The sequence below is a fragment of the Arthrobacter sp. 10N44_2 genome (assembly GCF_056394385.1).
The window spans coordinates 227,402-239,696 of record NZ_JBFTHT010000004.1 but is presented as its reverse complement, the minus strand read 5'-3'; the positions used below and the strand labels follow the sequence as shown (position 1 = coordinate 239,696).

Genomic DNA, 12,295 nt, shown 5'->3' with positions numbered 1-12,295 from the left:
GCCGGGCTGAAGTTCCCGCGGTGCGATGGTGTTTTCCGGGATTTCCGGCACTCGAGGCTCCCGACGATGACAGCTGTGGACTGATAAGTTCCGCTACGGAATCGGACCAGGGCCACGGAATCGGTCCGGCGCAGCGCGGATCCGCGGTGCGCCGGACCGGTTTCGCCGCGTCTGTCCGGAAACGTAGCGGATCCGGACCCTGCGGCGCCCCGCTACTGCTTGAAGGCGGCGTCGAAGGAGGTGTTCGAGGCCGGAAAGTCGAACTTCTTCAGCGCGGCGAGGGCCTCCGGGGCGCCGTGGAGCCGGTCCATGCCCGCGTCTTCCCATTCGATCGAGATGGGGCCGTCGTAGCCGATCGCGGCCAGGGCGCGGAAGGACGATTCCCAGGGCACGTCGCCGCGGCCGGCGGAGACGAAGTCCCAGCCACGGCGCGGGTCGCCCCAGGGCAGGTGCGAGCCCAGCACGGTGTTGCGGCCGGTGGGGCGCAGCTTCGTGTCCTTGCAGTCCACGTGGTAGATCCGGTCCTTGAAGTCCCAGATGAAGGAGACGGGGTCGATGCCCTGCCACATGAAGTGGGAGGGGTCCCAGTTCAGGCCGAAGGCCTCGCGGTGCCCGATCGCCTCGAGGGTCCGGACGGTGGTCCAGTAGTCGTAGGCGATCTCGGAGGGGTGGACCTCGTGCGCGAAGCGGACACCGTTTTCGTCGAAGACGTCCAGGATGGGGTTCCAGCGGTCGGCGAAGTCCTGGTAGCCGGCCTCGATGACCTTCTCCGGCACGGGCGGGAACATCGCGACGTACTGCCAGATGGAGGATCCGGTGAACCCGACCACGGTGTCGACGCCGAGGGCCTTGGCGAGCCGGGCGGTGTGTTTCATTTCCTCGGCAGCGCGTTGGCGGACGCCTTCTGGCTCGCCGTCGCCCCAGACCCTGGCCCCGACGATCGCCTCGTGCCGGAAGTCGATCGGGTCATCGCACACCGCCTGGCCCTTGAGGTGGTTGGAGATAGCCCAGACCTTGAGGTTGTACTTCTCCAGCACGGCCAGCTTGGACTCGACGTAGCCGGGTTCGTCCCAGCGCCAGGCGTCCAGGTGGTCGCCGGAGACGGCGATTTCCAGGCCGTCGTAGCCCCAGCCGGAGGCCAGGCGGGCGACTTCCTCGAAGGGCAGGTCGGCCCACTGGCCGGTGAACAGGGTGTACGGGCGGGGCATGTCAGGTTCCTTCGGTAATCGTTTGGGTGGTCCGTGCGGACGGGGTGAGCTGGATGAGTGAACTTTTGGCCGCGGCGCTTTCCTCCACGGCGGCGAGGATCCGCTGGACGCTCAGGCCGTCCTCGAACGACGGCGACGGCTGGGTTCCGTTGCCCACCGCGGTGAGGAAGTCGCGGATCTCGTGCGTGAACGTGTGTTCCCAGCCGATCACGTGGCCCTGCGGCCACCATGCTTCAAGGTACGGGTGCTCGGGTTCGTTGACGAGGATCCGGCGGAAGCCCTGTTCGCGGACCGGCAGTGTGGCGTCCAGGAAGCAGAGCTCGTTCAGGTCCTCCAGATCGAAGAGCAGGGCTCCCTTGTCGCCATAGACCTCCAGCGTGAGCGAGTTCTTCCGCCCGGCGGCCACCCGGGAGACCTCCACCGAGGCGATGGCCCCGGAGGCGAGGGTCAGCGTGGCCCAGGCGGCGTCGTCGACCGTCACCTCCTCCAGCCCGGCAGCGCCCGGGCGTCGCGGCGTGAAAGTGTGCAGCCGGCCGGAGACCTCGGTGACCGGCTCGCCCAGGAGGAACAGCACCTGGTCGATCGCGTGGCTGGCAATATCGCCCAGCGCCCCGGACCCGGCGGTGTCCTTGTTCAGCCGCCACGTCATGGGCGCATCCGGGTCCACGAGCCAGTCCTGCAGGTAGGCGGCGCGGACATGCCGGACGGCGCCGAGCCGGCCCTCCGCGATCAGCTCCCGGGCCAGCGCCAGGGCCGGGACCCGGCGGTAGTTGAAGCCGATCATGGACTGCACCCCTCGCTCCCGGGCTGCCTGCGCTGCCGCGGTCATGGCCTCGGCCTCGGCGAGGGTGTTGGCCAGTGGTTTTCGACCAGGACGCGCTTGCCGGCGGCCAGCGCGGCGATGGCGATTTCCGCGTGCATGAACCCCGGCGCGCAGATATCGACGATGTGGATGTCATCCCGGGCGATCACTGCGCGCCAGTCCGTGGCGGACTCGGCCCAGCCGTACTTAGCGGCCGCCTCGGCGACGCCGTCCCGGTCGCGGCCGACCAGGACGCGCCGTTCGAACGCCGGGACGTCGAAGTAGCTGGCAACATTCCGCCAGGCGTTCGAGTGGGCCTTGCCCATGAACGCGTACCCGATCATGGCCACACCCAAACGTGAACCGGCGGCGGGGCCGGGGGTGGTTTCGTGGGAATTCATTGCTGGTCCCTAGAGTGTGGAAGCGGTGGGGTCCCAGTCCTCGGGGAGGGCTGCGGAGGTGGGCGCGGAGCTTTCCACATCGATGAACGTGCCCGAATCGACCGACTCGGAGATCGAGACCATGGTGTCCAGGACGTGGTAGGCGAGGTTGCCGGTGGCGCGGTGCGGAACGCCGGCGCGGATGGAGCGTGCCATGTCCAGCACGCCCATGCCGCGGCCCTGGCTGGGGCCGGTGGCCGGAATAGCGGTCCATTCCTCGTCGCCGGCGCGCCAGAGCCTGATGTCGCCGTCGAAGTAGTTTGGATCGGGCAGCGAGATGGTGGCCTCGGTCCCGGTGATCTCCACGAAGCCCATCCGCAGCCGCGGGGACTCGAAGCTGAACACGCTGTGGGAGGACGCGCCGGACTCGAACTGGGCCATGGCGGAGACGTGGGTGGGGACCTCGACCGTGAATTCCTCGCCGGCCTTGGGCCCGGAACCGATGACCCGGACCTCCTTTGCCTTGGAACCGGTCGCGGCCACACGGCGCACGGAGCCGAACGTCTGCACCAGGGCCGTGAGGTAGTACGGGCCCATGTCGAACAGCGGCCCGGCGCCGTGCTGGAAGAGGAACGCGGGGTTGGGGTGCCACGATTCCGGCCCGGGCGTCTGGAATGTGGTCATGGCCGTCAGTGGGGTGCCGATGTCGCCACGTTCGATCAGCCGCCGGGCAGTCTGCAGGCCGGCGCCCAGGAACGTATCCGGGGCGCAGCCCAGCCGCAGCCCCGCGGCGTCGGCCGTTTTCAGCAGGCCCAGGCCGGAATCGCGGTCCAGCGAGAACGGCTTTTCCGTCCAGACGTGTTTGCCGGCATCGACGGCGGCCGTGGCCACTTCCACGTGCGCGGCCGGGATGGTCAGGTTGACGATGATTTCGACGTCGGGGTGGTTCAGGGCGGCGTCCACCCCGCCCCACTCCGGGATGCCGTATTCCTTGGCCCGCGCCCCGGCCGCCTCCTCGAAGAGGTCGGCGATCACGTGGACCTTAAGGTCGGGGAAGACGGTCAGGTTGTCCAGGTACTGCTTGCTGATGTTGCCGGCGCCGATGACGGCGACGCCCACCGGGCCGCGGCCGGCGGCACGGTTCGCCGATACACGGTTCGGTGCGGCGCTCATGCGTTCACGCCCTGCGCGCCGGCGGAACCGCTTTGCAGGTAGCCCAGGCTCTGGGCGATGCCGTCGAAGATGTCGCCGGAGTAGTCGTCGAATTCCACGACCCCGACTTCGAGGGACTGCGCCGCGGCGATGACGTCCCGCACGGCGATCTTGCCCTGCCCGGCCGGCTGCTGCGCCTTGGTGTCCGTGGAGACGGGGCCGTCCTTGATGTGGATGAACCTGACCCTGTCGCCGAGGCGCTGCAGAAGCGCCACGGGGTCCTGGCCGCCGACGGCGGCCCAGTAGGTGTCCACTTCCAGGACGAGCTCCGGGTCCAGGAGTCCCTCGAAGTACTCCAGGGCGGTCTGGCCGTCGATGCTGGACTCCAGCTCCCAGGCGTGGTTGTGGTAGCCGACGCGGATGCCGTACCCGGCGCCCTTCTTGGCGGCGGCGTTGAGCTTCGCTGCGGTGGCCTTGATGTCCTCGGCGGACTGCCAGTGCTCGGCCGGGAGGTAGGGGTCGATCACCGTGGTGATGCCCAACTCCTTGGCCGCGGCGAAGATTTCGTCCCGGTCCTGGCTCAGCAGCGGGGCGTGGCCGGACGGGGCGGTCAGGCCGTTCTCCTTCAGGGCAGCGCCGAGCTCAGCGGCCGTGGCGACGAAGTTGTAGGGCTCAACCTGGGTGAAACCGAGTTCGGCGACCTTTTTGATGGTGCCGGGCAAGTCTTCCTGGAGGGCGTTGCGGAGGGTGTACAGCTGGATTGAATAAGACACGGGATTCCTTTGCACGAGTTCGGCTTCGAAGGTGTGAGGGTCAGCCCTGACGGCGGGAAGGGGCGTCCATTCCGTTTGATTCTGCGCGAAGTAGGACTGCACGCCCATGGGCAGCGAGATGGTTTGTCTGGAGCGGAGGAACACGATGGCTCTAAACTAGGGAGACTTATGCCGTGCGTCAAGCAAAAGTTGGAAACTACGCGTCAATCTTTGTGAAGCGTGACATGCAGAAGATCTTCGTGCTATCACTTACTCATGAGTACGCCCACCGGCACCGAGCCCGCAACCCCCGAGGCCGGCGGCAGCCTGTCCCGCGCCGGAGACCTCTTCCAGCTCCTGCGCGACGGCAAGGCCCGGACCCGCGCGGAGCTGGCCCTGACCACCGGGCTCGCCCGGTCCACTGTCGCTTCCCGCATCGACGCGCTGATGGTCTCCGGGCTCGTCGGCCCCGCCGGGGAGGCGAGCTCCAGCGGCGGCCGCCCGCCGTCGCGCTTTGCCTTCAACCCGGCGGCCCGCGTCGTTCTGGCGGTGGATGTCGGGGCCACCCACGTGATCATCGCCGTCACGGACCTCGGCGGGACGGTGCTCGCGGAGCGCCGGCTGGCGCAGGACGTCGCCGACGGCCCGGTGGTTGTCCTGGACCGGGTGATCGAGGAAGGGCTGCAGCTGCTCGGCGGGGCCGGCCGGGGAATTGGGGACCTGGCCGGCGCCGGCATCGGGCTCCCGGGGCCCGTGGAACACGCCACCGGCATGCCGGTGAAGCCGCCAATCATGCCCGGCTGGGACGGGTTCGACGTCGTCCGCCACGTCCAGCGGTCCCTTCCGGTGCCGGTCCTGGTGGACAACGACGTGAACATCATGGCGCTGGGGGAGCGCACGGCGCACTGGCCTGACGTCGAAAACTTCCTGTTCATCAAGGTGGCCACCGGCATCGGGGCGGGCATCATCAGCAGCGGCCAGCTCCAGCGCGGAGCCAACGGGACGGCCGGCGACCTCGGACACGTCCGGGTTCCGCGTGGCGATGACGTGCTGTGCCGGTGCGGGAACTACGGGTGCCTCGAAGCCCTGGCGTCCGGGCCCGCCGTCGCCAAGGCGCTGACGCGGCAGGGCCTGCCGGCGCACGACGGCGGCGATGTGTTGCGCCTGGTCGCCGAAGGGAACCTGCAGGCCATCCAGGCGCTGCGGCAGGCCGGCAGGGACCTCGGCGACGTCCTCTCCATGGTCGTTAACCTGCTGAACCCCTCGGTGATTGTGATCGGCGGAAGCCTCGGCCAGGCCGGGGAGCATCTGATGGCCGGCGTCCGCGAGGTGGTCTACCGGCGCTCGCTGCCGCTGGCCACGGCGCACCTGCGGATCGGCGTGTCCCGGGCCGGTGACCAGGCCGCGATCCTCGGCGCCAGCCAGATGGTCACGCAGCATGTGCTCTCACCCGCGGTCATTGAGGCGACCCTGCAGGCCACGGGCTAGGGGTGTCCCGGAAAGCGGCGCGCCCGGCAGGGGTGTCCCGGAAAGCGTCACATTCCGAAGGCGCGACCGGGGCCCGTGATAGCAATGGGACTGATGAAATCATATTTCTGCCCGGCCGCCGGGCTACGGGCCGCCCCATGAGCAGCGTGGCCCGGGCGCCGCGCGGCTGGCTCCTCATGCTCGCGATCGGGCTGATCGCGCTGAACATGCGCGGCCCGTTGGTGGCGGTGGCGCCGGTGATCGCCCAACTGGAGGACGATCTCGGGTTCACCCCGGTGGAATTGGGATTCCTGACCGGCATCCCGGTCCTGTGCTTTGCCCTGGCCGCGCCCCTGGCCTCGCTGGCCGGGCGCAAGTTGGGGCCAGAATTCGCCATCACCCTGACCCTGCTCGGGGTGCTCTTCGGCGTCGTGGTCCGCTCGGCCGGCGGGGGTGCCCTGGTCATGCTGGGCACGGTGATCCTCGGCGTCGCCATTACGATCGGCAACATCGTGGTCCCGCTGATCATCCGCCGTGACTTCACCCCCGCCCGGCAAGGCGCGGCAATGGGCACCTACACCGCGGCACTGAACATCGGCTCGTTCCTGACCTCCATGGTGTCGGCGCCGCTGGCTGAACTCCTGGGCTGGCGGCCCGCGATTGCCGCCAGTGGCCTGTTCGCGGTGGCGGCCGCCGCCGTGTGGGTGATCGCGGTTGGCCGGCGGGCCTTTATTCCGGCCGCCGTCACTGCGGCGGACCCGCGGCGGCCCGGGAAGCTCACCTCCCGGTGGATCACGGCAGCGCTGACCTTCGGGTTCGCCGGGCAGGCGTTCTCCTACTACGGAGTGACCGCCTGGCTGCCGAGCCTGCTCTCGGACGAACTCGACATGGCGCCCGCAGCCGCCGGGGCAGGGTCCTCGCTCTTCCAGATCCTGGCCATTGTGGGCGGACTGGGCGTGCCGCTGGCGGCCCGGTTCGCCAGTACGACGGCGGTGGGCCTCGCCCTGGGGCTGCTGTGGCTCACCGTACCCGTGGGCCTGCTGCTGGCACCGGAGCTGTGGTGGCTGTGGTGTTCCTTCGGCGGTGTCGCCCAAGGCGGCGGCATCACGCTGATCTTCCTGGCCATTATCCGGCTGGCGCGGGACCAGACCTCGGCGGCCCGGATGTCCGCCGTCGTCCAGGGGACGGGATACTCCTTCGGGGCAGTGGCGCCGACCCTGCTGGGCTACGTCCACGGGACCACCGGCGCCTGGACCGGACCGCTGCTGATGATCCTGGGCTCGGTGGCCGCGTTCATCCTGGGCACCTCGCTGTCACTGCGGCGGGTGCCGAAGCCCCACTGACTCGCTGTCGCGCGCCGGGGTGATGTCAATCGAGACGACAGGTAAGGCCCATGTTCGCGGGGAACATGGGCCTTACCTGTCGTCTCGACGCCGTTGTCGAGCACGGGGGGATTTTCCGTTGCTGGACTGCCACCCGGATTTCGGGGTGCCTGTTGCGAAGGGCCTGGCAGCCCAGCCAACGGAAATCTGTGCGGACCCGGTTGCCCGGGACGCGGAGTCCTACGCCGGAACCAGTGCGGGGTCCCCGCTGGCGGCGTCGGCGCCGTCGCGCGCTTCATGCAGGAAGCGGTCGTAGGCCGGCAGCGTCAGGAAGGCCGGGAACTCGCTGCTGAGGGTGACTTCCTCGAAGATGTCCCGCGCGTCGGCGAAACGGTCTCCTTCGAAGCGCTCCAGCTTGGCGAATTCCTCGTCCAGCATGTCCTCCACCCACTCCCGGGTGATCACGTCGCCCTGGTCAGTGATGGCCCGGGCGAAGATCCACTGCCACAGCTGCGAGCGGGAGATTTCCGCGGTGGCGGCGTCCTCCATCAGGTTGTGGATGGCCACCGCGCCGTTGCCGCGCAGCCACGACTCGATGTAGCGGATCCCCACTTCGATGTTGTTCCGGATGCCCTGCTCAGTGATGGTTCCGGTGGTCGCGGAGATGTCCAGGAGCGCGCGGTCGTCCGCGGTGACGTCCTCGCGGAGGCGCTCGAGCTGGTTCGGACGCTCGCCGAGGACGGCGTCGAACACCTCGCGGCAGACCGGCACCAGGTCCGGGTGCGCCACCCAGGAGCCGTCGAAGCCGTCGTTCGCCTCACGGGTCTTGTCCGCGCGGACCTTCTCGAAGGCGATCGCGTTGGCGCCCGCATCCTTGCGGTTGGGGACGGCGGCGGCCATGCCGCCGATCGCCATGGCGCCGCGCTTGTGGCAGGCCCGGACCAGCTGCTCGGTGTAGGCGCGCATGAACGGCTGGGTCATAGTGACCTGGCCGCGGTCCGGGAGCACGAAGCGCGGTCCCCGGGTGCGGAAGTTCTTGATCAGGGAGAAGATGTAGTCCCAGCGGCCGGCGTTCAGGCCCGCGGCGTGGTCCCGGAGTTCGTAGAGGATCTCCTCCATTTCGAACGCCGCGGTGATGGTCTCGATCAGCACGGTCGCGCGGATGGTGCCCTGCGGGATACCCAGCAGGTCCTGCGCCATGATGAAGATGTCGTTCCACAGCCGGGCCTCGAGGTGGCTCTCGATCTTCGGCAGGTAGAAGTACGGACCTTTGCCCTGGGCGATCAGGCGGCGGGCGTTGTGGAAGAAGTACAAGCCAAAATCCACGATCCCGCCGGCAATAGGCGTGCCATCGATGAGCATGTGCTTTTCCGGCAGGTGCCAGCCGCGGGGGCGGACCACGACTGTGGGCAGTTCCCCGGCCGGGCGCAGCTTGTACTCCTTGCCCTCCGGGGAAGTGAAGTCGATCCGGCGCTCCAGCGCATCGGTGAGGTTCAGCTGGCCCTGGATCACGTTGCGCCAGGACGGCGTGGAGGAGTCCTCCATGTCCGCGAGCCACACCTTGGCGCCGGAATTCAGCGCATTGATCGTCATCTTCTTGTCGACCGGCCCGGTGATTTCCACGCGGCGGTCCTCCAGGCCCGGGGCCGGGGGAGCCACGCGCCAGTTCGGGTCGTTGCGGACGGACTCGGTCTCGCGCAGGAACCGCGGGTCCTGGCCCTTGGAGATCTGCTGGCGGCGTTCCTGCCGTGCCTGCAGCAGCTCCCGACGGGGCCCTGCCGTGGCCTTGTGCAGCTTGGCAACAAACGCCAGCGCGTCCGGCGTGAGGACCTCGCTCTGCCGGCAAATCGGCTGCGCGGTCAACGTGATCCCGTTGATAGTGAAGTTGTCAGTGAAGCTGTTCATCTCAATCTCTCCTTGGAGAAGCAAAAGTTCGACGGCGGGTGGTGACGTGCGCTGAAGACGGCGGGCCGGATGCTCCGGAAGCGTGCGTAAAAGGGGCCCCATTGCCGCCCCGCCGAGGTGGGCAATGGCGAAGGCGGCAATGGGGAATAGCACGCGGAGGAGCGTTCGGTCCGCTGGCGGAACTGCCGCCGTCGTGAGTTCTAGTGGAACTGGCCTTCTTCGGTGGATCCCACCAGGGCCAGGGTGGATGCGTTCGGGTTGAGCGCGGTGGCGATGTCGTCGAAGTAGCCGGTGCCGACTTCGCGCTGGTGCTTGGTGGCGGTGTAGCCGCGGGACTCGGAGGCGAATTCCTTCTCCTGCAGCTCGACGTACGCGCTCATGCCTTCCCGGGCGTAGCCGTGGGCGAGGTCGAACATCGAGTAGTTCAGGGCGTGGAAGCCGGCCAGGGTGATGAACTGGAAGGTGAAGCCCATGGCGCCGAGTTCGCGCTGGAACTTCGCGATCGTGGCGTCATCGAGGTGCTTGCGCCAGTTGAACGACGGCGAGCAGTTGTAGGAGAGCATCTGGTCCGGGAACTCGGCCTTGACGGATTCCGCGAATTTGCGGGCCAGTTCCAGGTCCGGGGTGCCCGTCTCCATCCAGATGAGGTCGGAGTACGGGGCGTAGGCCTTGGCGCGGGCGATGCAGGGTTCGATCCCGTTGCGGACCTTGTAGAAGCCCTCCGGCGTGCGGACCGGCTGGCCGCCTTCGCGGAGGATGAATTCCTGGTCACGCTCGTCGACGTCGGAGGTGATCAGGGTGGCCGCCTCGGCGTCGGTGCGGGCGATGATGACCGACGGGGTACCGGCGACGTCGGCGGCGAGCCGGGCCGCGTTCAGCGTCCGGACGTGCTGCTGGGTGGGGATCAGGACCTTGCCGCCGAGGTGGCCGCACTTTTTTTCCGAGGCGAGCTGGTCTTCCCAGTGCACGCCCGAGGCGCCGGCCTGGATCATCGACTTCATGAGCTCGTAGGCGTTGAGCGGGCCGCCGAAGCCGGCTTCGGCGTCGGCCACGATCGGGACCATCCAGTCCTCGACGGTCTGGATGCCCTCGGAGAACTCGATCTGGTCCGCGCGGAGCAGGGCGTTGTTGATGCGCCGGACCACCGTGGGGACCGAGTTGGCGGGGTAGAGCGACTGGTCCGGGTAGGTGTGGCCGGAGTTGTTGGCGTCCGCGGCGACCTGCCAGCCGGAGAGGTAGATGGCGCGGAGGCCGGCCTTGACCTGCTGCACGGCCTGGTTGCCGGTCAGGGCGCCGAGGGCGTTGGTGTAGCCGCCGGTCTTGTGCTCTTCGGTGAGCTGCTTCCACAGCTTTTCGGAGCCGCGCCGGGCGAGGGTGTGTTCTTCGGAGACGCGGCCGCGGAGGCGGACGACGTCGGAGGCCTTGTAGTCCCGGGTCACACCTTCCCAGCGGGGGTTGGCGGCCCACTCGAGCTCCAGTGCGGCGGCCTGCTGCTCGGGCGTCTGCTGGGTGGGCTCAAATGCTGCAGTCATCTTTGTCTCCTTGGTGGGTCCGGGGCCGGTCAGTCTGCGTCTCTGCAGATCCTGGCTGGTTGTTCCCGGATAGTGAATCTTTCCGTGAGTTCTACTTTTCTGCACTTTCCAAGGGGTTTCTAGACCAAAGCTATGGAAAGAAATGCACTTCTTCGCGTATTCTCAAGAAATGCACTCAACCAGCTGGAACCGCCAAGCCCTTGCGTCGTCCGCGCCCGCAGCGCCGGAGGTGGATGTCATCAGCCTGGGCCGGCGCGTCCGGCATCTGCGCAAAGCGGCAGGGCTCACGCTCGACGACCTGAGTGCCGCCGTCGGGACGGCCCCCAGCCAGCTGAGCCTGATGGAAAACGGCAAACGCGAGCCCAAGCTTGGTCTGCTCCAGCAGCTTGCAGCGGCACTCGGGGTGAGCATCGACGAACTGCTCGGCGCGGAGCCGCCCAACCGGCGTGCGGCGCTGGAGATCGAGCTGGAACGGTACCAGCGCAGCCCCATCTATGAGTCCCTGAATCTGCCCAAGATCCGCATCAGTTCGCGGCTTCCGATGGATGTGCTGGAGTCCATGGTGGGCCTGCAGCATGAGCTTGAACGCCGGCTCAATGAGCAGGTCGCGACGCCGGAGGAGGCCCGCCGCGCGAACGGTGAACTGCGCGCGATGATGCGCGAGAGGAACAACTATTTCCCCGAGTATGAGGCCGAGGCGCAGAAGGTCCTGGCCTCGGTGGGCCACACCAGCGGTCCGCTGTCCCACCACGTCATTTCGGACATCGCCGGGCATCTCGGATTCAGCCTCCACCATGTGGGTGATCTCCCTCATTCCACGCGTTCGGTGACTGATCTTAAGAACCGCCGAATTTATCTCACGCAGAACGCCCGCAGCGATCACGACCCCCGTTCGGTGCTGCTGCAGGCGCTGGGCCATTACGTCCTGGGCCACCAGACGCCGAACAACTACGGCGATTTCCTGATGCAGCGCGTGGCCACGAACTACTTCGCCGCCGCGCTGCTGCTGCCCGAGCAGGCCACCGTGGCATTCCTGCAGGAGGCCAAGCAGGCCAAGGAAATCGCGGTCGAGGACATCCGGGATGCCTTCGCGGTGTCCTACGAGACCGCCGCGCACCGCTTCACCAACCTGGCCACCCAGCACCTGGGCATCCGCACGCACTTCCAGAAGACGCACAAGAGCGGCATCATCTACAAGGCCTACGAGAACGACGGCGTGACGTTCCCGCAGGACCACACCGGCGCCATCGAGGGTCAGTTCTCGTGCCGGAACTGGACGTCCCGGGTGGTGTTCGACGTCCCGGACAAGTTCAGCGCCTACAACCAGTACACGGACACCCCGGCCGGGACGTACTGGTGCACGGCCCGGACGGAACGCTCCGCGAACGGGGAGTTCTCCCTGTCCGTGGGTGTCCCGTATGCGCACGTGAAGTGGTTCCGCGGCCGCGACACCACCGAGCGGTCCAAGTCCACCTGCCCGGACGAAAGCTGCTGCCGCCGCCCGCCGGCGTCGCTGACCGCCGAGTGGGCCGGGAACGCCTGGCCCTCGGCCCGGGCCCACTCCCACCTGCTGGCGGCCATGCCGCCGGGCGCCTTCCCGGGCGTGGACGAGACCGAGGTCTACTCCTTCCTGCAGGCGCACTCGGGGAGTTGACCCTCCCGCACTTCCTGCGGGTTCCTCCTGGACCCTCCCTCAGATCCTGCCCGTTACTGCTCGTCGCTCCCTCACTTCCTGCGGCTTTCGATGCGTGGCTCCCGCAGATCAGGTGAGGGAG

8 protein-coding genes and 1 pseudogene are annotated in these 12,295 nt (G+C 68.0%); 3 read left to right on the top strand and 6 right to left on the bottom strand.

All coding sequences use genetic code 11. The annotated features are described in order from the left end of the window. Window positions 1-212: 212 nt before the first annotated feature. From AC1DBX_RS07080 to AC1DBX_RS07065, 4 genes and pseudogenes are all read right to left on the bottom strand, one after another. Complete coding sequence (locus tag AC1DBX_RS07080; protein ID WP_476850531.1) at window positions 213-1,208, bottom strand: sugar phosphate isomerase/epimerase family protein; 996 nt, start codon at window positions 1,206-1,208, stop codon at window positions 213-215. A 1-nt stretch (window position 1,209) separates the two neighbouring features. Continuing rightward, window positions 1,210-2,411: pseudogene (locus AC1DBX_RS07075) on the bottom strand (Gfo/Idh/MocA family protein). 9 nt (window positions 2,412-2,420) lie between these two features. Continuing rightward, window positions 2,421-3,563, bottom strand: coding sequence for a Gfo/Idh/MocA family protein (locus AC1DBX_RS07070; RefSeq protein WP_476931412.1), 1,143 nt, complete (start codon window positions 3,561-3,563; stop codon window positions 2,421-2,423). After that, complete coding sequence (locus AC1DBX_RS07065) at window positions 3,560-4,315, bottom strand: sugar phosphate isomerase/epimerase family protein (RefSeq protein ID WP_476931411.1); 756 nt, start codon at window positions 4,313-4,315, stop codon at window positions 3,560-3,562. The genes AC1DBX_RS07070 and AC1DBX_RS07065 overlap by 4 nt, the downstream gene beginning before the upstream one ends. Before the next feature lie 255 nt (window positions 4,316-4,570). Between AC1DBX_RS07065 and AC1DBX_RS07060 the strand changes: the two genes are divergently transcribed. Together AC1DBX_RS07060 and AC1DBX_RS07055 are read left to right on the top strand one after the other, a co-directional pair. Beyond that, window positions 4,571-5,782 carry an ROK family transcriptional regulator gene (locus AC1DBX_RS07060; RefSeq protein ID WP_476871025.1) on the top strand — a complete coding sequence of 404 codons (1,212 nt, stop codon included), beginning with the start codon at window positions 4,571-4,573 and terminating at the stop codon, window positions 5,780-5,782. A gap of 137 nt (window positions 5,783-5,919) precedes the next feature. After that, window positions 5,920-7,104 carry an MFS transporter gene (locus tag AC1DBX_RS07055; RefSeq protein ID WP_476931410.1) on the top strand — a complete coding sequence of 395 codons (1,185 nt, stop codon included), beginning with the start codon at window positions 5,920-5,922 and terminating at the stop codon, window positions 7,102-7,104. Between the two features lie 219 nt (window positions 7,105-7,323). Here the strand turns inward: AC1DBX_RS07055 and aceB are convergent, their stop codons facing one another. Together aceB and aceA are read right to left on the bottom strand one after the other, a co-directional pair. Then, a complete protein-coding gene (aceB, locus tag AC1DBX_RS07050) occupies window positions 7,324-8,988 on the bottom strand; it encodes a malate synthase A (RefSeq protein ID WP_476931409.1) in 1,665 nt (554 codons plus the stop codon). Window positions 8,989-9,188: 200 nt separating this feature from the next. Then, window positions 9,189-10,520: an isocitrate lyase gene (gene aceA, locus AC1DBX_RS07045; protein WP_476850538.1), complete on the bottom strand. Its 1,332-nt coding sequence runs from the start codon at window positions 10,518-10,520 to the stop codon at window positions 9,189-9,191. 142 nt (window positions 10,521-10,662) lie between these two features. Between aceA and AC1DBX_RS07040 the strand changes: the two genes are divergently transcribed. Beyond that, a complete protein-coding gene (locus tag AC1DBX_RS07040; protein WP_028278044.1) occupies window positions 10,663-12,174 on the top strand; it encodes a helix-turn-helix transcriptional regulator in 1,512 nt (503 codons plus the stop codon). The last annotated feature ends 121 nt before the right edge of the window (window positions 12,175-12,295 follow it).